At 69.4% G+C, this 26,309-nt stretch carries 22 protein-coding genes and 1 pseudogene; 9 read left to right on the plus strand and 14 right to left on the minus strand.

The features are described from left to right. The first annotated feature begins 1 nt into the window (after position 1). The gene (locus tag TBIF_RS04540) at positions 2-2,209 is read left to right on the plus strand and encodes a DNA polymerase III subunit gamma and tau (protein ID WP_024793677.1); all 2,208 of its coding nucleotides are present in this window, start codon (positions 2-4) and stop codon (positions 2,207-2,209) included. Positions 2,210-2,240: 31 nt separating this feature from the next. Here TBIF_RS04540 and TBIF_RS04545 read toward each other — a convergent pair whose 3' ends face one another. From TBIF_RS04545 to TBIF_RS22840, 7 genes are all read right to left on the minus strand, one after another. Continuing rightward, positions 2,241-3,149: an NAD-dependent epimerase/dehydratase family protein gene (locus TBIF_RS04545; RefSeq protein WP_024793678.1), complete on the minus strand. Its 909-nt coding sequence runs from the start codon at positions 3,147-3,149 to the stop codon at positions 2,241-2,243. Between the two features lie 39 nt (positions 3,150-3,188). Next, a complete protein-coding gene (locus TBIF_RS04550; RefSeq protein WP_024793679.1) occupies positions 3,189-4,304 on the minus strand; it encodes an acyl-CoA dehydrogenase family protein in 1,116 nt (371 codons plus the stop codon). Between the two features lie 87 nt (positions 4,305-4,391). After that, positions 4,392-5,558, minus strand: coding sequence for an acyl-CoA dehydrogenase family protein (locus TBIF_RS04555; protein ID WP_024793680.1), 1,167 nt, complete (start codon positions 5,556-5,558; stop codon positions 4,392-4,394). Positions 5,559-5,792: 234 nt separating this feature from the next. After that, positions 5,793-6,497: a dienelactone hydrolase family protein gene (locus TBIF_RS04560; RefSeq protein ID WP_051461350.1), complete on the minus strand. Its 705-nt coding sequence runs from the start codon at positions 6,495-6,497 to the stop codon at positions 5,793-5,795. 21 nt (positions 6,498-6,518) lie between these two features. Continuing rightward, positions 6,519-7,832, minus strand: a complete 1,314-nt coding sequence (locus TBIF_RS04565; RefSeq protein ID WP_024793682.1) for a class I SAM-dependent methyltransferase — start codon at positions 7,830-7,832, stop codon at positions 6,519-6,521. A 20-nt stretch (positions 7,833-7,852) separates the two neighbouring features. Further along, entirely contained in the window at positions 7,853-9,262 is a 1,410-nt protein-coding gene (locus tag TBIF_RS04570; protein ID WP_024793683.1) for an FAD-binding oxidoreductase, read from the minus strand. An 85-nt stretch (positions 9,263-9,347) separates the two neighbouring features. Then, a complete protein-coding gene (locus tag TBIF_RS22840; RefSeq protein ID WP_024793684.1) occupies positions 9,348-10,202 on the minus strand; it encodes an N-acetylmuramoyl-L-alanine amidase in 855 nt (284 codons plus the stop codon). Positions 10,203-10,287: 85 nt separating this feature from the next. On the opposite strand from TBIF_RS22840, the gene TBIF_RS04580 reads away from it, so the two are divergent. The 4 genes from TBIF_RS04580 (at position 10,288) to TBIF_RS04595 (ending at position 12,926) form a co-directional block, all read left to right on the plus strand. Continuing rightward, positions 10,288-10,638, plus strand: coding sequence for a YbaB/EbfC family nucleoid-associated protein (locus TBIF_RS04580; RefSeq protein WP_024793685.1), 351 nt, complete (start codon positions 10,288-10,290; stop codon positions 10,636-10,638). A gap of 3 nt (positions 10,639-10,641) precedes the next feature. Further along, positions 10,642-11,250 (plus strand): recombination mediator RecR, encoded by a 609-nt coding sequence (gene recR, locus TBIF_RS04585; RefSeq protein ID WP_024793686.1) that lies wholly within the window; start codon positions 10,642-10,644, stop codon positions 11,248-11,250. A gap of 2 nt (positions 11,251-11,252) precedes the next feature. Next, positions 11,253-11,762, plus strand: a complete 510-nt coding sequence (locus TBIF_RS04590) for a uridine kinase family protein (protein WP_038169765.1) — start codon at positions 11,253-11,255, stop codon at positions 11,760-11,762. A 210-nt stretch (positions 11,763-11,972) separates the two neighbouring features. Next, positions 11,973-12,926 carry a hypothetical protein gene (locus TBIF_RS04595; protein WP_024793688.1) on the plus strand — a complete coding sequence of 318 codons (954 nt, stop codon included), beginning with the start codon at positions 11,973-11,975 and terminating at the stop codon, positions 12,924-12,926. A 128-nt stretch (positions 12,927-13,054) separates the two neighbouring features. Here the strand turns inward: TBIF_RS04595 and TBIF_RS04600 are convergent, their stop codons facing one another. From TBIF_RS04600 to TBIF_RS04610, 3 genes are read right to left on the minus strand one after another with little or no spacing between them, the layout of a single operon-like run. Beyond that, positions 13,055-13,786 carry a type 1 glutamine amidotransferase gene (locus TBIF_RS04600; RefSeq protein WP_024793689.1) on the minus strand — a complete coding sequence of 244 codons (732 nt, stop codon included), beginning with the start codon at positions 13,784-13,786 and terminating at the stop codon, positions 13,055-13,057. After that, positions 13,786-15,096, minus strand: coding sequence for a Mur ligase family protein (locus TBIF_RS04605; RefSeq protein ID WP_235174494.1), 1,311 nt, complete (start codon positions 15,094-15,096; stop codon positions 13,786-13,788). The genes TBIF_RS04600 and TBIF_RS04605 overlap by 1 nt, the downstream gene beginning before the upstream one ends. Positions 15,097-15,134: 38 nt before the next feature. After that, positions 15,135-15,515 carry a winged helix-turn-helix transcriptional regulator gene (locus tag TBIF_RS04610; RefSeq protein WP_024793691.1) on the minus strand — a complete coding sequence of 127 codons (381 nt, stop codon included), beginning with the start codon at positions 15,513-15,515 and terminating at the stop codon, positions 15,135-15,137. A gap of 70 nt (positions 15,516-15,585) precedes the next feature. Between TBIF_RS04610 and TBIF_RS04615 the strand changes: the two genes are divergently transcribed. After that, entirely contained in the window at positions 15,586-16,446 is an 861-nt protein-coding gene (locus TBIF_RS04615; protein WP_024793692.1) for an SDR family oxidoreductase, read from the plus strand. Between the two features lie 25 nt (positions 16,447-16,471). Further along, positions 16,472-16,891 (plus strand): annotated as a pseudogene (locus tag TBIF_RS24795) (DedA family protein); the annotation flags it as partial. Between the two features lie 339 nt (positions 16,892-17,230). Here TBIF_RS24795 and leuA read toward each other — a convergent pair. The 3 genes from leuA to TBIF_RS04635 all read right to left on the minus strand — a co-directional run bounded on the left by leuA (position 17,231) and on the right by TBIF_RS04635 (position 23,690). Next, positions 17,231-19,039 carry a 2-isopropylmalate synthase gene (gene leuA, locus TBIF_RS04625; protein WP_024793693.1) on the minus strand — a complete coding sequence of 603 codons (1,809 nt, stop codon included), beginning with the start codon at positions 19,037-19,039 and terminating at the stop codon, positions 17,231-17,233. A 187-nt stretch (positions 19,040-19,226) separates the two neighbouring features. Further along, on the minus strand, positions 19,227-20,561 hold the full coding sequence (locus tag TBIF_RS04630) for a cation:proton antiporter domain-containing protein (protein ID WP_024793694.1): 1,335 nt from the start codon (positions 20,559-20,561) through the stop codon (positions 19,227-19,229). 126 nt (positions 20,562-20,687) lie between these two features. Continuing rightward, positions 20,688-23,690 carry a crotonase/enoyl-CoA hydratase family protein gene (locus TBIF_RS04635; protein WP_024793695.1) on the minus strand — a complete coding sequence of 1,001 codons (3,003 nt, stop codon included), beginning with the start codon at positions 23,688-23,690 and terminating at the stop codon, positions 20,688-20,690. 99 nt (positions 23,691-23,789) lie between these two features. On the opposite strand from TBIF_RS04635, the gene TBIF_RS04640 reads away from it, so the two are divergent. Next, the gene (locus TBIF_RS04640) at positions 23,790-24,866 is read left to right on the plus strand and encodes an LLM class flavin-dependent oxidoreductase (RefSeq protein ID WP_024793696.1); all 1,077 of its coding nucleotides are present in this window, start codon (positions 23,790-23,792) and stop codon (positions 24,864-24,866) included. After that, a complete protein-coding gene (locus TBIF_RS04645) occupies positions 24,863-25,453 on the plus strand; it encodes an FMN reductase (RefSeq protein ID WP_024793697.1) in 591 nt (196 codons plus the stop codon). The genes TBIF_RS04640 and TBIF_RS04645 overlap by 4 nt, the downstream gene beginning before the upstream one ends. A gap of 13 nt (positions 25,454-25,466) precedes the next feature. Here the strand turns inward: TBIF_RS04645 and TBIF_RS22845 are convergent, their stop codons facing one another. After that, entirely contained in the window at positions 25,467-26,300 is an 834-nt protein-coding gene (locus TBIF_RS22845; RefSeq protein ID WP_024793698.1) for a DUF6226 family protein, read from the minus strand. Positions 26,301-26,309: the final 9 nt, after the last annotated feature.

Here is a 26,309-nt window from a genome sequence, read left to right on the forward strand (position 1 = left end):
CGTGGCCCTATACCGGAAGTATCGACCGGCGACCTTCGCAGAGATCGTCGGCCAAGAACACGTCACCGAGCCGCTGAGCGCTGCGCTGGAGGCTGGGCGGATCAACCACGCCTATCTCTTCTCGGGGCCGCGCGGTTGCGGCAAGACGTCGTCGGCGCGCATCCTCGCCCGGTCGCTCAACTGTGTTCAGGGCCCGACGGCCAGCCCGTGCGGTGTCTGCAACTCGTGTGTCGCCCTCGGCCCGGGCGGCTCCGGCAACCTCGACGTGATGGAGCTCGACGCGGCCAGCCACGGCGGTGTCGAGGACACCCGCGACCTCCGGGACAAGGCCTTCTACGCCCCGGCCGAGTCGCGGTACCGCGTGTTCATCGTGGACGAGGCCCACATGGTCACCAACGCGGGCTTCAACTCGCTGCTCAAGATCGTGGAGGAGCCGCCGGAGCACCTCATCTTCATCTTCGCGACGACGGAGCCGGAGAAGGTGCTGCCGACGATCCGCTCGCGCACCCACCACTACCCGTTCCGACTGTTGCCGCCGACCGTGATGCGCGGGCTGCTGGACAACATCTGCGAGCAGGAGCACGTCGCCGTCGAGGACGCGGTGTTCCCATTGGTCATCCGCGCGGGCGGCGGATCCCCGCGTGACTCGCTGAGTGTGCTGGACCAGCTCCTCGCCGGCGCCGGACCGGAGGGCATCACCTACCCGCGGGCGCTGTCCCTGCTGGGCGTCACCGACGTCGCGCTGATCGACGACACCGTCGATGCCCTCGCCGCCAACGACGGCGCGGCCCTGTTCGAGACCGTCAACCGCCTCGTAGAGGCCGGGCATGATCCCCGCCGCTTCGCCTCCGACCTGCTGGAGCGGTTCCGGGACCTGATCCTCATGCAGGCCGTGCCCGACGCCGGAGAACGCGGCCTGGTCGACGCCCCCGTCGACGTGCTCGCCCGCATGCGCGCGGAGGTCGACCGCATTGGCCCCGCCACCCTGACCCGCTATGCCGAGATCGTCCATGACGGACTAGGCGAGATGCGCGGCGCGACTGCGCCCCGCCTGCTCCTTGAGGTGATGTGCGCGCGGATGCTGCTGCCCGGAGCCGCCGAGGGCCAGGCCGCGCTGATGCAGCGGTTGGAGCGGCTGGAGCGGGGGATCTCCGCCGGATTGGTGTCCGCCCCGGCTGCTGGCTTCCAGGCCGCTGGCTCTCAGGCTGCCGACACTGCGCCCGAGGTCGAGCCCGCGTTCGTCCGGCCCTCACAGCGTGCGGCCCAGGTTGCAGAGCCTGCTCCGATTGCCGTCCCCGAGCCTGTCGTGCCAGTAGTCTCCGCGGCCGAACCGGTGGTGCCCGTGGTCGCAGTGCCAGCACCGGTTCCTGTGGTCGAGCCTGTGGTCTCCGAGCCCGTCGTTGCCGAACCCATGGCGGGGCCGGACGGTCCCGCGGAACCGTCGCCGGTTCCTGAAGCTGTGGCACCGGTGTCGCCTGCGCCCGAGCCCGAGCCGGTTGCCGTGCCCGAGCTCGCTGCCGCTGTTGACTCCGGCCGCCCGGATGCCGTCGCGGTTCGTGCCGCCTGGCCCGAGGTGATCAAGAAGGTCCGGGATTCCAGCCGGACCCTCGAGGTGATGCTCTCGGGCGCCACCGTCCGCCGGGTCGACGGCGAGGTTATCGCGATGAGCCACCCCGCGCCGCCGCTGGCCGCGCGCTTGGCGGAGCAACACCACGCTGAGGTCATCGAGCAGGCCATGGCCGAGGTGTTCAAGTGCAGCTGGAAGCTCGTCATCGAGAAGGACTCAGGACCCGCGCCGGCAGGCGGTCCGCCGCCGCTGACCCGGGCGGCGCAGGCCGCGCCGCCCAAGGTCTCGACCGGGTTCAAACGACCCAGCCAATCGCCCAACTACCAGCCGGCCGAGCCCGCGGAGCCGTTAACCGCCGCCCCGGTCCAGCGGGCCGAGGCGAGGACGACCCCGCCGGTTGTCATCACCCGGCCCTCGCAAGAAGGTCTCGCTCCCGCCGCGCAGAGCGCGGCGAGCGACTACCCCGACGACCTGCCGCCAGAGCCCGACCTGCCGGAGGACCACTTCGACGCGTCCACCGAGGACGAGATGCTCGACGAGGCCGCGGCCGGCCCGGGGGAGCAGCTCGAGCGACGGGATCCAGAGATTGTGGCGATCGAGTTGCTCGAGGCGGAGCTGGGGGCAGTGCGGCTCGAGGAGTAGTCGGGCCCGCAGTGCGCCCCAGCGGCGTTAGTTAGGCCCGAGCCCTGGTCGCGGCGACCAGTTCGCTGATCACGCGGGGAACATCGCCCTGCGTGTAGCCAAGGGCCGCCGTCTCTTCGGCATCCGTCTCGTAGGAGATGGCGTTGCCGCGGCCCTGCACGATGAACGCGTCCGGCAGGAAGGGATGCTCCTCGTCCCGCTCTGCGAGCTGGATCTTGCTGCCCGCGGCGTCGAAGATCGCCTGGAAGTACTCACGGAACGTGAGATTCGCGTCGCCGATCAGATACGCCTTCGACTCGCCATTGCGCAGGGCCCCCGCCACGGCCTCCGCGAGTGACCGCGCGGACATGTAGTTGGTGCCGCCTGCGGGGGCGAAATTGGGGACGTCCGGCAGGTTGCCGTCGCTCCAGGCCAGGACCTTGCCCAAGCCGGACATGGTGCCCCCCGGATTGGCGCCGAGGATGGACGGCGGGTTGAGGGTCGTCACCGTGAAGTTCTCGTCTGCGAGTGCCCGTGCGCCTTCGTCGGCCAAGCACCGGGCCCGAACGTACTCGTTGGACTCGACCAGCTCCGGGCGCACCTGGTGGTAGTAGCTGCCGATCTGGACGACTCGGCTAACCCCGGCCTCCTTGGCGAGCGCGACGAACCGGGGCACGCCGCCACTTTGCGTCTTCTCCCAGAACTCGGCGGTGTCCACGCCCCGGGGGAGGTGCCGGATGTCGCTGCCGGCCGCGAAGACCACCGACTCAAAGGGGGCGAGGTCCTGCGCCGAGAAACTGCCGGCGCTGTAGTCGCCCAGCACGACGGGGAACTCGTGGGCAAGGGAACCCGGCTTCGGCGCGGTGCGCGCGGCCACCGTGACCTCGTTTCCCTGATCCCGCAGAATTGCGGCGATATGAGTGCCGATCATGCCCGTGCCGCCAACAACTAGCGTCTTCATTTGACTCCTCATTTGTTCGAACCCAGGACGAGCGGACTACTACACTGCGACGTTCTCGCCCGCGGCGAGCTGTGCGCCGAGGCGGGCCAGGTCGGAGCTTGCGCCACCGAGCGTCGCGGCAATCTGTTTGCCCCACAACAGGTAACGGTGCAGCGGGTAGTCGGTGTCCACGCCGATGCCGCCGTGTAGATGCTGAGTGCGGTGCACCACGCGCTGCCCGCCGTCGGTGGCCCACCACTTCGCCACCAGCACCGAGGTGCCCGTGGGATGCCCCTCGGCCAGGAGCCACGCCGCCTGCCAGAATGTCGCCCGCATGGCCTCGAGGTCGATGTAGCAATCGGCCATCTGGTGCGCCACGGCCTGGAACGTCGACAGGGGGCGGCCGAACTGCTGGCGCCCGTTGAGGAACTCGACAGTTTGCGCCACCGCGCCGGCGCCCACACCGAGGGTGATCGCCGCCAGCGCCAGCTCCACACGGTCGAGCAGCCAGGTGGCTGCCGTCCCGTCAGTGGGGCCGAGCAGCTCGGCCGGTGCGGACTCAAAGGCGAGGTTGGCGCAGATCTCCCAGTTGGTGGACTGTGTCTGCTGCACCTCCACGCCCGCAGCCGCGAGATCCACCAGGAACAGGGCGGCTCCGGACTCCGTCGCCGCGGACACGATCACCCGGTGCGCCACATGGGTGGCGGGAACCGCGGCCTTGGCGCCGGACAGCCGCCACTGGCCCCCGGCGTCGGCCCGCGCGGTGGTGCGGGGATCGCCGACGGCCCCCGGCCCGAACTCCTCCAGGCCGACGGTCAGGAACTGGGTGCCGGCCGCGGCCGGCGGGACCAGCTCCGCGCGTTGCCGCTCGTCGCCGAACTCGCTGATCGCCATCGCGGCGAGCGCCGTCTGCCAGAGCGGCACGGGCGCGACATGGCGACCCTGCTGTTCTAGCAACACGTAGAGATCGCCCAGACCCAGGCCGCCGCCGCCGAGCTCCTCGGGGATGGCGATGCCGAGCAGACCGGCATCGGCTAGCTCGCGCCACAGCTCGCGGTCCACCCGCTCCGGGCTGGCCTCGACCTGCTTGACCCAGTCAGTGCCGGCTTTGCTGGTGAAGATGTCGTCAGCGAGGCCGGCGATAGCCTGCTGTTCCTCGCTCAAACTGAAGTCCATTGGTCGTCCTTCCATAGGGTTGCCCGAGGCGCAGACAGCGTCATCTCTGGGCAGCGTGAAATTTGCCGAGTCGCTAGTGGCAGCGGCTCACTTGACCCGCTTCTCCCGGGTGAGGCCGAGCCCGATGCTGGCGACCATGTCGCGCAGGACCTCGTTGACGCCGCCGCCGAAGGTGTTGACCACACCCTGGCGGGAGATCTGCTCGATCTGTCCGGCCAGCAGAGCTCCAGGGGATTCCGGCCGGATGCGCCCGGCTGCCCCGAGAATGCCGAGCAAGGTGCGGTACACGTCCAAATGGGTCTCGGTGCCGTAAGTCTTGGTGGCGCCGGCATCCGCCGCGGACAGAGTGTCCTGCGCGACGGCGCTGGTCATCTTCCAGTTCAACAGCCGCATCGCCTCCAACTTTGCATGGGTGCGGGCGAGGTCCATCTGCACCCAGGGGAGGTCGATGGCACCGGTGTCCCTGGCCCAGTCGAGCACCTGCGTCCAGAGTCCGTAGGTGCGGCCGCCGATCGCGGCCAGGCCGATCCGCTCGTGGTTGAGCTGCGCGGTGATCAGCTGCCAACCGGCGTTGATGTCCCCGACCACGTTGTTCTCGGGGATGCGGATGCCGCTGTAGTGGGTGGAGGTGACCATCAGCCCGCCGACGGTGTTGATCGGGGACCACGAGAAGCCGGCGTCGGTGGTGGGCACGATCAGGATCGAGATGCCCTTGTGCTTGGGCGCCTCCACGTCGGTGCGGCATGCCAGCCAGACGAAGTCGGCGGTGTTCGCGCCGCTGGTGAAGATCTTGCTGCCGTCGACCACCCACTCGCCGCCGTCGTGCACTGCGCGGGTGTTGAGCGAGGCGAGGTCCGTGCCGGCCTCCGACTCGGTGTAACCGATGGCGAAGACGATATCCCCGGCCAGGATGCCGGGCAGGAAACGGTCCTTCTGCTCCTGGGTCCCATATTTCATTAACGTCGGGCCGACCGTGTTGACGGTGACAAACGGGAACGGCAGGCCCGCCCGCTGGACCTCGTCGAAGAAGATGAACTGCTCCTCGAAGGAGCGACCCTGCCCGCCGTACTCGACGGGCCAGCCGATGCCGAGCCAGCCGTCCTTGCCTAGGAGGCTGACGACCTCCCGAAAGTGCTCGCCGCCCACGCCCTGCTCGCCCGCCGTCCGCCGCTTCTCCGCCGGCAGCAAGGTGGCGAAATAGGCGCGCAGCTCTTTGCGTAGTGCGAGCTGTTCGGATGACTCTCGTAGGTCCATCAGGTCTCTCCTCGTGTCATCGGCAAACCACCATCGACAGCTGGATTGCGTGCGAACTGTCCTCCCTTGAAGCTAAACGGGTGAGCGAAAAACATTCAACCTCTCCCGATGGGCGGGATGGCGATCCGCAGCCGCGGGCAGCCGCACGGCACGTGAATTCGCCCCCGGTTCGTGTGTTCGCCCCCGCTGCAACGGGGGCGAACACACAAAACGGGGGCGAACTCGTGAAGAGGCCTACAGATGCGCGGCGAAGAACTCCCGCGTCCGGATCCCCGCGTCCTCCGCGGCGTCGCGCACGTGCCGCGGCGAGCCCGAGGCGGAGGCGAACGCGTGGCCCGCCGTCGGGTACCGCACGATTTGCGTCGGTGCGTTCACTGACTCGATCGCCGTGCGCAGCGCCTCCACCTGCTCGACCGGGATCGACTGGTCCTTGTCCCCATAGAGCCCCAGCCAGGGGACCCGCACGCTGGCGGCGGTCTCGAGCCCGGATTCGAGTCCCGGCCAGCGGCTTTCGGCGATGCCGCTGCCGTAGAAGGTGACTGCGGCGTCGACGTCGGCGTGCGCGGCCGACCACAGGGCGATGGTGCCGCCCATGCAGAAGCCGATGATGCCCACCTTCGAGGCGCCGCCGGCGCGCAGAAACGCCACCGCGTTGCCGATGTCCTCGGCGATGCCGTCGCCGGTCAGCGTGGCCATGACGGGCCGAGCCTTGCTGAAGTCATGGTCCTCGATCACCGGGTCGCCGGCGCGGTGGTACAGATGCGGGGCCGCCGCGAGATAGCCGCCGCCGGCGAAAGTGGTTGCCAGCCAGTCGATATAGGGCGTGACGCCCCAGGCCTCCTGGACGATCACGATGCCGGCGCGCGGGGTCCCGGTGGGGCGCGCGATGGTCAGGGGAGTGCCCTCGGACAGGGCCTTTTCGATCTTCACATCGGCCATCTGGTCAACCGTCCCGTCTCATTACCAATGCCACCACGGTTGCAGGGGGACATCCGCGCTGCCGTTCGCCAGCGGCTTGACGCCGAGGACCTGGTGCAGCTGGATGATGTTGTTCTCGAAGCCGAGCCGTGAGCCGGCCATGTACAGCCCCCACACCCGAGCGGTGCCCTCGCCGACCTCGCTCACGCAGAAATCCCAGTTGTCCACAAGATTCTGGACCCACTCTTTGAGGGTGAGCGCGTAGTGCTCGCGCAGGTTCTCCTCATGCCGGACGTCGAAGCCGGTGTCCTGCATGACGGTGATGATCTTGCCGGAGCCGGTGAGCTCACCGTCGGGAAAGACGTACCGGTCGATGAACGCGCCGGCGGTGATCGCGCCGTTGTTGCGGGGCCGGGTGATGCAGTGGTTGAGCAGGCGGCCGCCCGGGCGCAGCTTGTCGAACAGGAACTGGAAGTAGGCGGGGTAGTTGCTCACGCCGATGTGCTCGGTGATGCCGATTGAGGAGATGCGGTCGAAGCCCGTCTCGGGCACCTCGCGGTAATCGCTGAAGCGCACCTCGGCCAGCTCGCTCAGGCCCTGCTCGGCGATGGCCTTATTGGCCCACTCCGCCTGCTCCCGCGAGAGCGTCACGCCGATGGCCTTGACCCCACGGGCGGCGGCGAAGCGGACCATGCCGCCCCACCCACAGCCGACGTCGAGCAGCCGCATGCCGGGCTCGAGGCCGAGCTTGTCGAATACCAGCTGGTACTTGGCCTCTTGCGCCTGCTCGAGGGTGTCCTCGGGGGAGTGGTAGACGGCGCAGGTGTATGTCATCGATGGGCCGAGCACCTTCTCGTAGAACGCATTGGACACGTCGTAGTGGTGCTTGATCACCTCCGCGTCGCGCGACTTGGAGTGCCGCAGGCCCTCGGTGACGCGGCGCCAGCGCGGGAGCGTCTCCTGTGGCGGCGGCGGCAGGAGACGCAGGCGGTCCCGGCCGAGGGAGCGCGCGATGGCGGCGACATCCTTGGGCGACGGGCGGCGCAGCCGGATCTCCTCGATGAGCTTCTTGAAGATCGGGTACGGGTCGCCCGGATGCGCGCCGATCAGGTCCAGGTCGCCGGAGACGAAGGCGCGGGCCAGGCCGAGGTCGCCGGGCGCGGTGGCGATGAAGTTCGCGCCGCGCGGGGTCTTCAGGTTCACGCCTACCTCGGCGTCGACAGGCCCGGTGGCGGAGCCGTCATATGCCGTGAACGCGATGGGGAACGGGCCCTCGGAGACCGTGTCCAGCATCTCGGCAAGCGTGAGCTCGGGGGAGCGGCCGCCGCCAAGAAGGGAACTGAAGAAGCTGTCCATGGGGGCTCCCTTGAACATCGTCATTGTCGTCTAACCGCCTTTGCATACAGATCTAGCAGACGTGAGTGGGGGTCGTAGCGGCGTTTGAGCTCGGAATAGCGCTCACCGCCGTACATCTCATGGAACTCATCCTCGTCGTAAAACGACTCTGAGTACAGGGATTTATGGCCGTCGAGCTCGGAGACTTTGCGCTCGATCAGCCGGTTCATCGCGCCGATGGGCTCGCCGGGCACTATTGGCACCGATGACCAGAAGCCGATGTTGACGTAGGTGCGCTTGGGCTCGAGGGGGTACAGCGTCCAGGGCTGCGCGGCGTCATCCAGGGCGGCGCCGGGCCGGCCTTCACGCAGCCGCAGCGGGCACAGCCACACCGGTTCAATCTCGGTGGTCGGCAGGAACCACTGAACGAACTCCGCGGTGTTTTCTATCGGCACCTCGATGTCCTGCACGACGCGCTCCCGCGGGGGCTTGCCCTTGCGCCTCTCGAGCCGATCGCCAATGTCGTACTTCTGGTCCAGGCCGATGAGCTTCCAGTAGAAGCTGCTGCGCAAGAAGCGCTTTGGCCACCAGCGACGGATCTTCGGGTTCTGTGTGCCGAACGCGCGCGAGCACCAGAACCAGTCGGTGTCCCAGCGCCACAGGTAGTCGCGGATGGTCAGCAGGTCGGTCTTAGGGCTCTGTCCCGGCGCGTGCTGGAGGGACCGGTAGAAGATGTCCTGATCGGTGTAATCACTGGTGGGGCCGGGCTTCGAGGCCTGCTCGCCCAGCACCAGGTAGGACTCGTCGGGGGCGAACACGACGCCGTCGAGGTAGTCCACGCGGATGCCATCGTGTGTGTGCTCCAGGGCGATCGTGGCCATCGCCTCCTGCAGCTCCACCAGATCGGCGAAGCGCACGTGCCGCAGGCGCACGTACGGCTCCACCGGCTCGAGCTCGATGCGCAGCCGCGTGGAATAGCCGAGAGTGCCATAGGAATTGGGGAAACCGTGGAATAGGTCAGAGGTCTCGGGATCCTCAGGTCGAGCTGTGATGATCTCGCCAGTGGCGGTGAGGATGTCCATCTCCAACACGGACTCGTGTGGCAGGCCGTTGCGGAAGGACGTGGCCTCGATGCCGAGCCCGGTCACCGCGCCGCCGAGGGTGATCGTCTTGAGTTGCGGCACCACCAGCGGCGCGAGCCCGAACTGCAGCGTCGCGTCCACTAGGTCCTCGTACGTGCACATCCCCTGCACATCGGCGGTGCGCGCAGCGGTGTTCACGGAGATGACACCGCCGAGCCCCGACACATCGAGACCCGGCGCGTTGGTCTTGCCGCGGGCGCGGAATAGATTTGAGGTCTTTTTGGCCAGGCGCACAGGAGCGCCGACGGGAATGTCCCGATAGCTGGCCAGCAGTTTCTCGACGCCGTCGTGGTGCGCGCGCGGGCCCACCAGGCGAACGCGATTATGAGTGAAATTGCGCAATTATCCGTGCACCTCCCATCTATTTTTGTGACTCTACTGCGAAACTGCCACGCTAGCCGGTGGGTGCGGCAAGACCGGTCAGAAAGTCCACTATGCCCGCCGATAGCGACTTCGAATAGCCCTTGCGCACAGATGGATCGGCGAGAAGAGCACCTTCGATGCCGTTGCCCATGTTGGCCATCTGCACGACCACCGCGGGAACCCGGGCGAGGCCCAGCTCGGCCATGGTGCCGTTCGCCTGCAGCCCCTCCTCGCCGGCGTACGTGGATGGGATCAGCTCGACGGCCACCATCGCGTCGCGGATGGACAGGGCCAGGTCCGCGGATTGCTGCTCGACGGGATCGCCTGTGACGGCGGTCGGGTAGTCGATGTAGAAGCCGTAGCTGAACTCCGGGCCGGCGTCGGCGTGCAGCGAGATGAACGCGTCCGCACCCGCCTGGTTGGCTGCCTCGATGCGCTGGTCCACGCAGGCCCCGCCGCCGGAATCGTCGCCGCGGCTGACGATCACCTCCGCGCCCAGCCTCTTCAGGTCCGCGGCCAGCAGCTGGGATGTCTGCAGGGTGAACGACTCCTCCCGGAGCCCGGCGTTGGTGATCGCGCCCTCGGTCTGGCACTGCACGGTGCCGCCGTGGCCGTCGGGCACCATCTGCCACATCTCGTCCCCGATCGGCCCGCCATGGCCCGGGTCCAGGTAGACCGTCTTGCCGATCAGCGGCTGCTCGGCCGTGGGTGTCGGGGTCGGCGAGGCCGTGGGGGAGTCGGCGGGGTCGCCGGGGGCCGAGCTGGCGGCCGCCGAGCTGTCGGAGCTGGCGGGAATCGTGCAGCCGGTGAGCGCGAGGCCGACGGCGGCGGCAATCGCGACAACGGCGCTGCGACGGGGGACGAGAGAGGAGGGTGTGACGCGCATCCGTCCACCTTAATGTCCCTGCGACTAGGCTGGGCCGGAGCCGGGCAAAGGGCCCGGATTCCACGTTTTGAGAGGACCGCATCCGATGCAACCCGGCGGCCAGCCCGATATGCAGCAACTCCTTCAGCAGGCCCAGCAGATGCAGCAGCAGCTCATGGCCGCCCAGGCCGAGCTGGCGCAGGCGCAGGTCCAGGGCCAGGCCGGCGGCGGGCTCGTCACGGCGACGGTGAGCGGCTCGGGCGATCTGCTCGCGCTGGCCATCGACCCCAAGGTGGTCGACCCCGAGGACATCGAGACGCTGCAGGACCTCGTGATCGGCGCGGTGGCCGACGCCGCCCGCAACGCCCAGGATGTGGCGGCCAGCAAGCTCGGCCCGTTGGCGGGTGGGCTGGGTCTGCCGGGTATGGGCGGCGGGCTCGGCCTGCCGGGTCTCTAAGCCATGTATGAAGGTCCAGTACAGGATCTGATCGACGAGTTGGGCAAGCTGCCCGGCATCGGGCCCAAGAGCGCCCAGCGCATCGCGTTCCACATCCTCACGGTGGAGCCCGCGGATATCGACCGGCTCAAGGGCGCGCTGCAGAAGGTGCGCGACGGCGTCCGATACTGCGAGGACTGCGGCACCGTCTCGGATAAGGAGAAGTGCCGGATCTGCACCGACCCGCGCCGCGACCGCACCCGTATCTGCGTGGTCGAAGAGCCCAAGGACGTGCCCGCCATCGAGCGGACGCGCGAGTTCAAGGGGCTCTACCACGTGCTCGGCGGGGCGCTGAACCCCATCGGCGGGGTTGGGCCGGACCAGTTGCGCATCCGCGAGCTGCTCACGCGCATCGGCAACCAGATCGACGGCGTGGACGTCGCCGAGGTCATCATCGCCACCGACCCCAACACCGAGGGCGAGGCCACCGCCACCTACCTGGTGCGAATGCTTCGGGACTTCCCCGGGCTGAGCGTGAGCCGCCTGGCTTCCGGCCTGCCGATGGGCTCGGACATCGAGTACGCCGACGAGATGACGCTGGGCCGGGCAATGTCCGGCCGCCGCACGATGTGAGCATGCAGCTCATCGCGATCGACGGCCCGTCGGGCTCTGGCAAGTCGATGTATGCCGACAGGCTGGTCGAGCGGCTGCGGCAGGGCGGCGCCGCGGTCGCGTTGGTGCGCACAGACCACTTCGCGACGTGGGCTCGGCCTGCCTCGTGGTGGCCTTCGCTGCAGGAGTGCGTGCTCGAGCCGCTGCTCGCCGGCCGCGCCGGGGCCTATCGCCCGCTGGAATGGTCGGGGACGGCGCGGGAGTGGAGCGTGCGTCCCGGATCTGTCATAGGGGTTCCGGTGCCAGACATCCTTGTGCTGGAGGGTGTCACGTCCGCACGCCGCTCCGTCGCCGATCGGCTGGACCGCGCGCTCTGGGTCGAGTGGGGCTCCGAGGCTGAGCGGCTCGAGCGGTCCGTGGCCCGCGACGGCGAGGACTACCGCGAACTGCTGCGGCGCTGGCAGCTGTTCGAGCGCGGCTGGTTCGCCGTCGACGACACCCGGTCCCGCTGCGAGGTCGTCGCCGGGGGCTGACTGAGGCCGCTCTGACGCTCTGCCGTTGTGCCGTTGTGCCGTTTCGCGGGTTCGCCGCGGCTGCGTGGCCACGCCGTCGTTGCAAGCGAGGTTCGCCTGTGCAACTGCGGCGAATCGCGGGCCACGGGGGTTATCCACAAGTGCTCCGCTGTCCACAGGCTCCCCAATTTCGGCACTTCGCCCCCGGCCCGGTGCCGCATGATCGAAATCATGGGGAGAGATAAGCCGTCGTTGCTGCACCGATCCGACGCGGTCCGGGAGGGGCTGACCGACGCGGAACTGCTGGGCCGATTGAAACGGCGGGAACTTGTCAGGGTGGCGCGCGGCAGCTACCTGCGCGAGTCTGAGCATCGCCACCTCGACGCGCTCGACCAACATCTGACCCGGGTCCTCGCGGCCGCCCATCGCAACGGCGACGGGGTGGTGTTCAGCCACGTCTCAGCCGCGGTGCTGCACGGCTATGACCTGTGGGACTGTCCAGTGGGCGAGGTCCATCTGACTCAAGGCGGCGGCCACGGGACTCGGCGGCATGGACTACACCGGCACCACGAGAAGCTCGAGCCAGGCGAGATCGTCTCGATCGGCGGCCTTCAGGTGACGTCCGCCGCCCGGACAATAGCCGACTTGGCTCGCATGTCGAGTCTGAAGGCGTCCGTTGTGGCTGGGGATTGCGCTCTGCGCCGGGGGCTGTCGCCAGGCCTTCTCACGGATACGATCTTTGCCGCCAAGGGCCGACGCGGGGCCGCGAAGGCGAGGCAGGCCGTCGCACTGATGGATGGACGGAGCGAAAGTGTGGGCGAATCCCTCAGTCGGCTGCTCATCGCTCAGGTCCGGCTCCCCGAACCGGACTTGCAAAAGCATGTGTGGGGCGCTGGTGGCAGTCCACTGGGCCGGACTGACTTCCACTTCCCCGGCCGCGCTGTCGTCGGGGAATTCGACGGCAAGGTCAAATATGGCAAGTACCTCAAACCAGGCCAGGAGCCCGGCGACGCCGTCTATCTGGAGAAGGTCCGCGAGGATCGCATTCGTGACACCGGACTGGTGGTGGTCCGGTGGACCTGGGCCGACCTCAGCCGTCCAAACGTCTTTCGCCGTCGAATCCTGGAGGCGTTCGAGCGTGGCCGCAAGGAAATCTCGCTTAACCCTGCTCTCGCAGACCTCTGACCGGTCTCCGGCCAGCCTGTGGCCAAGCTCGCCGCGGCTTCGCCGGGAGGCCGTTGCTGCAAGCGCGGTTCGGCTGTGTAACCGCGGCGAACTGGGAGGATCGGCGGCGAATTCGGAGGATCGGCGGTTCAGCGGGCCGCGAGGCGCTCGCTGCGCAGCAGGTCCACCTCGGCGAGCTGAAGCGGGGCCAGCGCGGAGAGCTCCACGCCGAGCGCGCGGGCGATCAGCAGATCTGCCAGCTCGGGGTTGCGGGCCAGGACGGGCCCGTGCAGATAGGTCGCGATCAGCGAGCCCTGCGCGCCGCCCTCGAATCGCTCGCCGGCCGTCTCGGCGGGGCGGTTGCCCGCACCGCTGAGGACCCTGCCGAGGGGTGCGGCGTCGGGGCCGAGAGTCGTTGCCCCGCCGTGGTTCTCAAAGCCGGTCAGTTTTCCGGTGAGCCCGGCGATCCGGGGTTCGGCGACGACCTCGCCGATGCTGCGGGCCCCGGCTGGCGTGGTGGTCGCGTCGAGCAGGCCGAGGCCCTCGACGCGACGGCCGTCGGAGGTCTCGAACCACTCGCCGAGCACCTGCAGACCGGCGCACACCGCGAGGGTGGGCGCGCCGCGGCGGACGGCGGACTGCAGTCCGGGGTGGCGGGTCATGTGCCGCGCGGCGAGCATTTGCGCGGTGTCCTCGCCGCCGCCGAGCGTGTAGATGTCGAGGGAATCGGGCACGGGCTCGCCGAATCCGGTCTCGATGATCTCCGCGTCATGGCCGCGCATGCGGAGGCGTTGGCGCAGGACGAGGGCGTTGCCGCCGTCGCCGTAGGTGCCCAGGACGTCGGGCAGGATCAGGCCGATTCGCACCGTGGAGCTGGTCATCAGAGGCCTCCGTTGCCAGTGGTGTCGGTGGCGGCAGTCTCGCCGTGGCCCTCGCGGTCCAGGGCGCGGTCCAGGGCGAGCAGCGCGGTGTAGTTGGCGAGCACCTCGACGCGGCCCGGCGGGCAGGCCTCGATGGCGCGTAGCACGGACTTCTCGAGCTTGTGGTCGACATCCGCATAGGTCAGGCGCACTGCGAGGTCCGCGCCGCGCTCGCCGGAGGCGACCACCTGCAGCCCGCCGAAGTGCTCGAACTTCACGTCCCACAGCCAGGACAGGTCCTCGCCGTCGGGGACCTGGCCGTTGACCGCGATCACGAGGCCGTCGGCGTCGCGGTCGACCATCGACAGAGCCTCCTGCCAGCCGGCCGGGTTCTTCGCGAGAAGCATGCGGATCTGGTGTGGGCCGCGGTGCACGGTGCGGTAGCGGCCGGCAACCTCGAGGACGGTGCCGGCGGCGGCGATCGCATCGGCGGGGCGCACGCCCATGAACACGGTGGCGGCGATGGCCTGGGCGGCGTTGCCGCGGTTGGCGCGGCCGGGCAGCTGCAGGGTCAGCGGCTCTCGGAGGCCTTTTGGCCCGGAGATGTGGGTGTCGTCGACGGACCAGTCGGGCGTCGGGCGCGCGAGATCGCAACCGGCGCAATGCCAGCCGATGTCCTCACGGATGATCGGCTCCCCGCAGCGGGGGCAGCCGGCGGCGTCATTGGTCCAGCCGGCGCCGGCCGCGACCCACACCACGGATGGGGCGTCGAAGGCGATGGAGGTGATCAGCACATCGTCGCAGTTCGCGATCATCGTGGTCGTCGGGTGCTTGGCCAGGCCCTCGCGCAGGCGCCGCTCGATCGAGTTGATCTCGCCCACGCGGTCCAGCTGATCGCGGCTGAGGTTGAGCAGGATCGCCACCTGCGGGTTGGTGGCGTCGGCGACGTGCGGGGTGTGCAGCTCGTCAACCTCCAGGGCCGCGATCTGCGCGTCGCGCCCCACCCCGAGCGCGGCGACGAGGCCCGCGTCCATGTTGGAGCCGTCCTCGTTGGTGGCGACGGGGCCCAGGGTGCGCAGCGCGGCCGCGACCATCCGGTTGGTGGTGGACTTGCCGTTGGTGCCGGTGACCAGCACCGTGCGCTTATCGGCGGCGAGCTGGCCCATGATTGTTTTGTCGACCTTGAGCGCGATCAGCCCGCCGATCATCGAACCCTTGCCCCGGCCGGCCTTGCGGGAGGCCCACGCCGCGGAGGAGGCGAGGCTCATCGCCAGCCGTCCGCGGGCGGTGAGGCGATTGCTCGGTGCGTTGACCATTCGCTCGTTGATCATCTGCGAAGTCTGGCACAGGCCGGGGTGTGTCCCGGATCTCACGTCAGGTCAGGGTGCTCGGAGTCGTATCGTTCCTGCGCGGACAGCACCTCGCCCATGCTGCCCTCGAGCACCTCGATCAACGCGAGCAGCCGGGGCGCAATCGTGGCGCCGAGGTCGGTGAGGCGATATTCGACGTGGGGCGGAATGGCGTGCAGAACTTCCCGGTCCACGAAGCCATTCCGCTCGAGGCTCTGCAGGGTCTGGGAGAGCATCCGCTCGCTGATGCCGTCGACGCGGCGACGGAGCTCGCCGAAGCGGTGCGGCCCCTGGGCCAGTGCGGCGACGGTGAGCAAGCCCCAGCGGCCGGTGACGCCCTGCAGGGTCAGCCGCGACAGGCAGTTGCGGGAGAACACATCGGGAGTGAGCGCGGCATCCATGCAGACAGATTACCCGTCTTATGGTTACTATTGCTATGGCACTTACGAAAAGTTAGCAGAAGGAGCGGGCATGACAATCGCAATCACCGGCGCGGCCGGACAGCTGGGGCATCTGGCGATCGAGGCGCTGATCGCTCGCGGAGTACCGGCGGCGGAGCTCGTCGCCGTGGTGCGCACCCCGGCCAAGGCTGCCGACCTCGCGGCCCGGGGCGTGCAGATCCGAGAGGCCGACTACGGTGACCCGGCCGCGCTCACGGCCGCGTTCGAGGGCGTCGCCAAGCTGCTCATGATCTCCGCCAGCGAGGTGGGTCAGCGGATTGCCCAGCACGCCAACATTATCGACGCGGCGAAGGCCCAAGGCGTGGGCGCGATCGTCTACACCAGCCTGCTGCGCGCGGACACCAGCCCGATGCTGCTGGCGGCCGAGCACGCCGCGACCGAGAAGCTGCTCGACGCGTCGGGCATCCCGCACACGCTGCTGCGCAACGGCTGGTACTGGGAGAACTACGTGCTGGCGCTGCCCGCGGTGCTCGAGCATGGCGCGCTGGTCGGGGCAGCCGGCTCGGGGCTGGTGGCAGGAGCGGCGCGGCTGGACTACGCGGAGGCGGCCGCCGTGGCGGTGCAGGGCGACGAGCACATGGGCAAGGTCTATGAGCTCGGCGGCGACGAGCACCTGACCGGCGCGGACCTCGCCGCGCTCATCGCGGCCGCGGCGGATAAGCCCGTCGTGTTCCAGGACCTGGCCGAGGAGGACTATGCCGCGCTGCTGGCCCAGGCCGGCGTGCCCCTCGCCGGAGCGCAGGTGCTGGCAGACGCCGACGCGCAGGCGGGCCGGGGCGCACTCGACACCGACAGCGGCGACCTGCGCGCGCTCACTGGTCGGCCGTCCACTCCGGCGGCGAACGTAATCGAGGCGGCACTGCACGGCTGACTTCGCAGACGGGCATACTCGCCGGATGGGCGGACTCATCGACAAACTCTTCAGCCTGGACGCCTGGGTTGTTTACGTGGTGGTCACGCTGGTGGTGTTCGCGGAGGACGCGGTGTTCCTCGGCGTGGTCCTGCCGGCGGAGACCGCGGCCATCGTCGGCGGCGTGATTGCCAGCCGTGGCACCGTCCACATCGGTGTGCTGATAGTGCTCGTGATCCTGGCCGCCGTCGTGGGCGACAACGTCGGCTACTTTGTGGGACGCCATTTCGGCCCCCGGTTCCTGCAGATCGAGATCCTCGCCCGGCACCAGAAGCGGGTGGGCGAGGCCCAGGACTTCCTGCGCCGACGCGGTGGCGCCGCGGTGTTCCTCGGCCGATTCATCGCGTTCTTCCGGGCGATGCTCCCCGGGCTGGCGGGGATGTCGCGGATGCCATACGGGAAGTTTTTCGTCTGCAACGCGTTGGGCGGGATCGTGTGGGGCGCCGCCGTGGTGCTGCTCGGCTACTTCGGGGCCAGCTCGTACCAAAAGCTCGAGGCGCTGGTCGGCCGGGGCAGCGCGATCCTCGTGGCGGCCGTCGTGCTCGTGGGCCTCGTGGTCTGGCGGGTGCGGGCCAAGCGCCGACCTCGCACACAAAGCCCCCGGCAACAAGGTCGCCGCGGCTCCCTCGATCCACCGCGCTTGCAAGCGAGGCGAGTCGATGGAGCTGTGGCGACCTTGGTGGAGCTGTGGCGACCTTGGTGGAGCTGTGGCGACCTTGGTGGAGCTGCGGCGGCCTTGGTGGAGCTAGACCGCGCGGTTGATGGCCGAGACCACGGCGCGCAGCGAGGCCACGGTGATCGAGGGCGCGATGCCGACGCCCCAGTAGACCTTCGTCTCGCCACCCGGGGTCTCGACGGCGCACTCCACGTAGGCGGCGGCCATCGCGTCGTCGCCGGCGGACATGGCGTGCTCGTTGTAGTCCAGCACGCGCACGTTGTAGTCGATGGTTGCCAGCGCGTCGACGAAGGCCGCGAGCGGGCCGTTGCCGACGCCGGAGATCTCCTGCAGGACGCCGTTGACCTTGACCTCGGCGGTGATGGCGTCCTCGCCGTTGTCGTCCTCGGCGTTGGTCATCTGCTGGCGGATGCGCTCGATGGGGGTGATCCGGTCCAGGTACTCGTCGGCGAAGACGTCCCACATGGCCTTCGGGTTGATCTCGCCGCCCTCGGAGTCCGTGAGCGACTGCACGATGCGGGAGAACTCGACCTGCAGTCGGCGCGGCAGGTCCAGGCCGTGGTCAGTCTTCATCACGTAGGCGACGCCGCCCTTGCCGGACTGCGAGTTCACGCGGATGACGGCCTCGTAGCTGCGGCCGACGTCCTTCGGGTCGATCGGCAGGTACGGGACGGCCCAGACGATGTCGTCGACGTCGCGGCCGGCGGCGTCTGCGTCGACCTTCATCGAGTCGAAGCCCTTGTTGATCGCGTCCTGGTGGCTGCCGGAGAACGCGGTGTAGACCAGGTCGCCGCCGTAGGGGTGGCGCTCGGGCACGTTCAGCTGGTTGCAGTACTCGACGGTGCGGCGGATCTCGTCGATGTTGGAGAAGTCGATCTGCGGGTCGATGCCGCGCGTGAACATGTTCAGGCCCAGCGTCACCAGGCAGACGTTGCCGGTGCGCTCGCCATTGCCGAACAGGCAACCCTCGATGCGGTCCGCGCCGGCCAAGTAGCCCAGCTCGGCCGCGGCGACGCCGGTGCCGCGATCGTTGTGCGGGTGCAGGCTGATCAGGATCGAGTCGCGGCGGTCGAGGTTGTTGCTCATCCACTCGATGGAGTCCGCGTACACGTTCGGCGTGGCCATCTCGACGGTCGCCGGCAGGTTCAGGATCAGCGGCTTTGCGGGCGTCGGGTCGATGATCGCGGTGACCGCGTCGCACACCTCCTTGGCGTAGCTGAGCTCGGTGCCGGTGTAGGACTCGGGGGAGTACTCGTAGCGCCAGTTGGTGTCCGGGTACTTGGCGGCCTCAGCCAGGCAGGCCGTCGCGCCGTCGGTCGCGATCTTCTTGATGGCGTCCTTGTCGGCGCGGAACACGACGCGGCGCTGCAGGATCGACGTCGAGTTATAGAAGTGCACGATGACGCTGTTGGCGCCCTCGCAGGCGAGGTAGGTGCGCTCGATCAGCTCGGGGCGGCACTGCGTCAGCACCTGGATGGTGACGTCGTCGGGAATCGCGCCGTCCTCGATGATCTCGCGGACGAAGTCGAAGTCAGTCTGGCTCGCGGACGGGAAGCCGACCTCGATCTCCTTGTAGCCCATGCGGACCAGCAGGTCGAACATGCGGCGCTTGCGGGCCGGCGTCATCGGGTCGATGAGGGCCTGGTTGCCGTCACGCAGGTCGACGGCGCACCACAGCGGCGCGCGGTCGATGACCTTGCTCGGCCAGGTGCGCTCCGGCAGCGAGATCTGCTCGACCTCGTCGGCGAACGGCAGGTACCGGTACGTGGGCATCGAGCTGTCACGCTGCGGGTTCCAGACGGGCTGGTCGGCGGGCGCGGCGCGATTGGGCGTGGTGATGGTGCGCGAGGCGGACGTGAATGCGTCGGCGGGGGTCATTGACGTATCTCCAAGGTGCGGGGACGCGAGTTGTGCTCGCTGATGTCCTGGGATTCAACCGGCGTGCCCTCTCGCGGCGAATGCCGCGCGGCATGGCTAAGGCCCGCGACGGGGAGCCGGTCTGTGGTCAGACCCCGTCGCGGCAACCAAGAAGGCGCACGCGCTGCATGACGATGAGTGTACTCCCTCACGGTCGCGGATTCTCGCGGCCCACCTCGGGCTCGGCCAGGACAACGGCCTTGCGCAGCGGTTGGTGGTGGCGCACCGGAGCCAACTCGGGGGCGTCGCTGGGCAATTGCGCGGCCCAGCGGCCGTAGGCGCGCGAGAGCGGGCCGGCCGTGAGCCCATGCGCGACGATGGACAGCAGCGCCGTGATGGTCGCGACCTGGATGAGGTGGTCGGTGATGGGGTCGGGGCCGATGTCCTGCAGTGCGAGGATCGCGAAGATCACCGTCGCCAGTCCGCGCGGGCCGAACCAGCCCAGGTAGGCGATGGTGGGCGCGCGGAACCCGGAACGCGCCAGCACCAGTGCGACGGGACCCATCCGCAGCACTGTCAGGGCCAGCCCGGCCAGAATCCAGGTGCCCACACCGGCCTCGGTGACGGCCGGAATGACCATCGCCGCGCCGAACACCAGCCACACGATGAAGGAGGTGAGCGTCCCCGCGGTCTCGGCGAAGTCGATGTCCTCGTGCAGCAAGTCCCGGCTGGCGGTGCCGAAGACTAGGCCCCCGAGGAATACGGAGACGTAGCCGTTGGCGTCGATCCCGATGGCGACTGTGTAGGCAAGGACCGCCAGCAACGCGATCGCCACCTGCTGCGAGGTGTGCGTCGTCCAGCCGCGAGCGCGGCACAGGCGCAGGACGAGCCCGCCCAGGCCGCCGACCACTACCGCCACCAGCACGGCGCCGAAGACCTCCCAGGCCGCGGTGGCGATCCAGCCGGTGGCGCTGAGCTCGCCGGCGTCCACGGCCACCATGATGATGAGCAGCGTCAGCACCGGCGAGGAGCCGCCGTCGTAGAGGCCGCCCTCGACGCCGAGGATCCGGCGCACGCGCGAGGGCACCCGCTCGTCGGTGACGGCCGTGCCCGCGAGGGTCGTGTCGGTGGGGCACAGCAGCAGCGCGGTGAGCAGTGCGGCCTGCCAGCCGTATTGCGGGAACAGCAGCATCGTGACGCCGAGCCCGGCGAGCAGGGTCAGCGGGAACGCGAGCGTCAACATCTTGGCGACGGGCCGGTGGTCGCCCTCGACCTCGCGCAAGCTCAGCTTCGACGCGTCGGAGAACATCAGCATCGCCAGGCTGAACTCCGCGATGCCCATGAACCAGTGGTCCGTCGGCGCGATGCCCAACTCGCCGTCCCCGAACCAGCCGCTGCCGAGCACGACCCCCGCGGCGACGAACGCCATGGGTGCGGTGATGTTCCACGATTGCAGCCGCCGCGCGATCAGCGCGTAGCCGAGGGTGACCGCGGCGAGGCTGATCGGGATGGCGGTCTGGATCACCGCGTGGGTGTTGCTCACAGCTCGAACCCTAGGCAATGAGGGCCGAGCCGGTCGCAAATCGGAGCCTCCCGCACGGGCCTCGCGCGTCCCCGACTCTGCCCATACCGCCGCGGCCAGTACGGGCGGGGTATCGAGTCCACGATGTCAGCGCCCCGTCCACTCCGGCGCGCGCCGCTCATTGAACGCCCGCACCCCCTCGGCGGCGTCGTCGGAATACGAGGCGGCCGACGCGATCTCACCCTGCCGCTCGAATGCCTCGCCCGGCGTCCAGTCCGCATGCGAGTCCACGATCTCCTTGCTTAGCGCGATCGAGAGCGGGGCGTTGCCGGCGATCTGCAGCGCCAGCTCCCGGGCCGCGTCTAGGGTCTGGCCGGGCGGGGCGACGCGGTTGATCAGGCCGAGCGCGTGCAGCCGGGACGCGGACATCGGTTCGCCGGTGTACGCGAGCTCGAGCGCGACGGCGCGGGGCAGTCGTTGGGCGAGGCGCAGCACGCCGCCCGCCGCCGCGACGAGGCCGCGTTTGGCTTCGGGGAGGCCGAACGACGCGTCTTCGGCGGCGACGATCAGGTCGCAGGCCAGCGCTAACTCACAGCCGCCGGCCAGGGCGTAGCCGTCCACGGCGGCGATGATCGGCTTGGCGGGCGGACGTGCGGTGAGGCCCAGTAGGCCCCGGCCGGCGGTCAGCGGGAACTGCCCGGCTGCCGCGGCCTTGAGGTCCATGCCCGTGCAGAAGTCGCCGCCCGCGCCGCGCAGGATCGCGACCCGGCCCTGGGGGTCCGCCTCGAAACTGTCGATGGCCTTCTCGATGGCCAGGGCCAGCGCCAGGTCGACGGCATTACGGACCTCGGGCCGGTTCAGCGTGATCACGCACAGCGGGCCGTCCCACTCGACGGTCAGCGGCTCCTGCCCGGCCGGGGTGGCGTCGACGAGCGCGCGGGCGGCGGCTGAGCTTCCGGCGGGGCCGATGCGCATGCTCTCGCCCAACGTGATTGGGGCCCCGAGCAGGTCCTCGTCGACCCCTCGTCGGACCAGCTCCGGGTCGGTGGTGCGGGCCAGCGCCCGCGCGCCGTCGGCGGTGAGCGCGCTGACGATCAGCGCGTCCGGGGTCCCCGCGGCGTCATAGGCCACGGTGAACGACTCGATGGTCGCGTCCCCGGAGTAGCCGGCGAGGGCCTGGCGCGGGCGCGGCCGGTTCATCCGCAGGCCCGCATCGATCTGCTGGAAGCGGCGCCGTGGCGGCGTAGTGGAGTAGACGCCGATCGCGTGTTTGGTCGCGTACCAGCCCAAGGCGGTCGCCAGCCCGTAGCTGCCGGGATCGCGGCGCAGCGACTCGACGAGCGCGGCGACGCCGTGGGTGGAGTAGTTGTTCAGGGGCGCCCCGGCGAAGGTGAGGCCGCCGGTCTGGGTGAGCTGCCGGTCCAGACTTAGCCCGAGCTCCGCCGCCGCGGCCTGCACTGCGAAGGGGAAACAGGAGTAGAGGTCCACGTGGGACACCTGACCGATCCCAATCCCGGTGTGCGCCAGCGCCGCCCGTCCGGCCGCGCCGATGGCGGGGGCGGACGCCAGGTCGCTGCGCTCGGAGACGAACCATTCCTCGTCCGCGTGTGCCCCGGCGTGCACGAACACCCACTGCTCCGGCGGGACGCCCGCCGCCTGCGCGGCCGCGGCGCTGCACAGGACCAGCCCCGCGCCCAGATCCACGGTGAGGTTCGCCGTCATCAGCTTCGGGTACGGGCTCGAGAGCGGGCGGTTGTTGGCCGTCGGCGTCGCGATCTCCTCGGCGGAGAAGTGCCGCGGCAGCCACGCGTGCGGATTGCCCCGAGCCACCTCGGAGAAGCGCGACCACAGCGCCGAGATCGACGCGGTGTGCGCGGCGACGGTGGCGCCTAGCTTGCCGCGCAGCGCCGTCTCCATCAGCGCATACATATAGACGGGGGCCAGCAGTCCGACGGCGTCCTCGGCCGCGTTGTTGCCCTGCCTCTCGCTCCCGATCACCCGCGCCTGCTCGCCGCCGGCCCGCTCCCAGTCGAACGGCACAGAGGTGCGCTGCGCGTGGGAGGTCGACGCGAAGGACTCCGCCCCGGCAACAATCGCGACGTCGACCAGGCCATCGCTGATGGCCTGTGCCGCATCGCTGATCAGCCGCTGCGGGCCATCGCCCCCGAGCGGCGCGGACTGCACCAGCGCTGCCGCGTCGATGCCGAGTTCGTCGGCGAGGATGCCCGCCTGTCGGCCGCCGTACACCCAGGAGGTGCTCGGCACGGCGGCCACGGAGACCCTTTGATTGAGCAGGCTCGCATCAGATTCACTGTTGGACAAGGCTTCTCGAATAGAGCGGACGGCCAGAGCGATGGGATCAGCCAGCGGATCGCCGTCGGCCGGACGGTTGACGACCTGCCCGACGCCGACGATCACCGGCGCCCACGCGTCGACCACGGTCCCCGACGGCGCGTGTGGGATAGGGTCCGGGCGAGGTCCCGCAGGCTTGGGCCTGGTTGTCGCGGTGGGGATTTCGGCGGCGACGGAGGATGCGCCCTCGACCACGCCGACTAGACGCTCCACCGACTCGGCGGTCGAGGTCTGCAACGTGCCGGTGACCATCGACGCCATCGGGCCCTTGAGCGCGTCGCTGAGGAAGCCGCCGCTGACGGAGACCTCGGAGCCCCCGGAGTCTTCGGCGGACACTGCGATCCATAGACCGACGACCACGCCCATCGGCCCCGTCCCCTCGAGTGCGAACGAACTGTGGCCGCCGTGTGGGGAGACGCTGTAATGCGTGACGGTCCAGTCGATCCGGGCTGGGGTGCCCATGATTCGGACAGCCTCGGTGAAGGTGTCGCCGACGGTGAGTCCGGTGCTGGGTGGGGCTCCGTGCGGCCAGTCGGTGTGCATCGCGAACCAGTCGCTGTAGCGGGCGAAGTCCAGCGCCACGCGCAGCACGTCGGCGGGGTTGGCGCTGGTGTGGGCGGCGGTGCCGAAGCGGTGCTCGAACTCGCGGGAGAACTCCACTGCGGCGGGCGGGGCGTAGGTGGACCGGGAGAACAGGGAGCCTGCCACGGCCCGGCCGAGGTCCAGGATCATGCCGGGGTTGTCCGCGATGGCGCGCCCGGAGGCGACGGCCTGCTTGAGCGTCTTGGTCAGGTCCATGGCCCGACCTTACTGCCAGGTAAGCCGGGCGGGGAATAGTCCGCGGCCGCCGGCCGTTCTGTAATGTAATTGCGGAGTCAACTACTTTTGGGAGCAAGCATGCAGTTCGGGATCTTCACCGTCGGCGACGTCACCCGCGACCCCACCACGGGCCGCACGCCCACCGAGGCGGAGCGCATCAAGGCGATGGTCGCCATCGCGAAGAAGGCCGAGGAGGTGGGCCTGGACGTGTTCGCCAGCGGGGAGCACCACAATCCGCCATTCGTGCCCTCCTCGCCGACGACCATGCTCGGCTACATCGCCGCGCAGACCGAGCGGATCATCCTGTCCACCGCGACGACGCTGATCACCACCAACGACCCGGTGAAGATCGCCGAGGACTTCGCGATGCTCCAACACCTGGCGGACGGCCGCGTCGATCTGATGCTCGGCCGCGGCAACACCGGGCCGGTCTACCCCTGGTTCGGCAAGGACATCCGCCAGGGCATCCCCCTGGCCATTGAGAACTACGGTCTGCTGCACAAGCTCTGGACCGAGGACGTCGTCGACTGGCAGGGCAAGTTCCGCACGCCGCTGCAGCGCTTCACCGCCACCCCGCGGCCGCTCGACGGCGTCGCCCCGTTCGTCTGGCACGGCTCGATCCGCAGCCCCGAGATCGCCGAACAGGCCGCGTACTACGGAGACGGCTTCTTCGCCAACCACATCTTCTGGCCCAAGGAGCACTTCCAGCGGCTGATCCAGCTCTACCGTCAGCGCTACGAGCACTACGGCCACGGCTCCGCGGACCAGGCGATCGTCGGGCTCGGCGGGCAGGTGTTCCTGGCGAAGAACTCCCAGGACGCCGTCAAGCAGTTCCGCCCGTACTTCGACAGCGCCCCCGTCTACGGCCACGGACCCTCTCTAGAAGAGTTCACCGACCAGACCCCGTTGACCGTCGGCAGCCCCCAGGAGGTCATCGACAAGACGCTGTCCTTCCGCGAGACCTTCGGCGACTACCAGCGCCAGCTCTTCCTCATGGACCATGCCGGCCTGCCGCTGGACACCGTGCTGGAGCAGCTGGACCTGCTCGGCGAGCACGTGATCCCGGTGCTGCGCAAGGAGTTCGCCGCGCTCAAGCCCGCGCACGTGCCCGACGGCCCGACGCACGCAGCGCGCGTCGCCAAGGCGCAGGCATGACTCGCCGGATCGCCGTCGTCGCGGCGGGACTCGGCCAGCCCTCGTCCACCCGGCTGCTCGCCGATCAGCTCGCGGCGGCCACCGTCCGCGCGCTGGGGAATTCGGCGGTGCAGGTGGTGGAACTACGCGAGCACGCCCACGCTCTCGTGGACAACATGCTCACCGGATTTCCCGCTCAGGACCTGGGGCGCGCGATCGACGCCGTCGTCCGCGCGGACGGGCTCATCGTCGTCACACCGATCTTCAACGCGTCGTACAGCGGCCTGTTCAAGTCCTTCTTTGACGTGCTCGAGCCCGAATCCCTCGAGGGGAAGCCGGTGCTCATTGGCGCGACGGGCGGCACCGCGCGGCACTCCCTGGCCATCGACCACGCGGTGCGGCCCATGTTCTCCTACCTGCGCGCGGCCCCCGTGCCGACCGGGGTCTTCGCGGCGACGGCGGACTGGGGCGATGCGGACTCTGGTCTGACCGGCCGGATCGACCGTGCCGCAGGCGAACTCGCGAACGCGATCGCCGGGCGGCAGAACTCGGGGCCGGTCGATCCGTTTGAGAACCCCGTCTCGTTCGAGGAACTGCTGGCGCGGTGAGAGCGGTAAGCGGTCAGTCCTCCGTGCGGTAGACCTGCGGCCCAGGTGCCGGCCGGCCCATCAGCCTCCGGAACGCCGACTGGACGAGGTTCTTGTTGAAGGCGAATTGGACGCTGAGCTCGGACTGCGGCGGCTGGGGCTCGACGGGCGGGGCCACTGATCGAGCAGTCCAGCCCTCGGCCCAGGGCCCGGCCGAGAACGCGGTGGCCGCCACCAGGCCCTGGACGGGGGATCCGCCTTCCGACCGGAACGACGTGCGCGTCGAGTACTGGTCAGCGGTGACCTCGACCTGCAGGGAGCCGTCGACCACCGACAGCGCCCAGCTGTCCAGCTCCTCGAGCAGCGCCGCCGAGCCGTGGTCGCACCCGTCGCATCCGCAGTCTGGAACCGATGCCAACCGCACCGCGGGATCGCCGGCCCCGATTGACACGGTCACGATGTGCTGGTCGCTCGTCGGCTCATGAATCGTCAGCACCAGCGGTACCGCGCCGCTGGCGGACGGCACGAGGACAGCGTCGCGGCCGCCGCTCTCCATGGGCGGGAGGGCCCAGCGCACCCCCGACTCCTCCCGTGCCCAGCCCCGGCCGAGCAGCACCGTTGCCCAGGCCCGCGCCCGCGCCGCCACAAGCTGGAACTTCTCGGGGTTGGGGCAGCGCTCGTACTCGTCCTCGGTTGGCACCGTGCCGTGCGGATGCGGATCGGGCCAGCCGAGCGAGGGCGGGCTGCTGCGGGCGTCGACCTCCTGGAGCAGTGCACAGATCTCGCGGGACAGTAGCTGGGCGTCATGGCCGTGCTCGCGCAGGTCGTCGTTGCGCAGCTCCCACCACGATTTCTCCGGTTCAGTCACAGGGTGGAC

Origin of the sequence: Tomitella biformata AHU 1821 (genome assembly GCF_000524475.1) — a bacterium.
GTDB lineage: Bacteria > Actinomycetota > Actinomycetes > Mycobacteriales > Mycobacteriaceae > Tomitella > Tomitella biformata.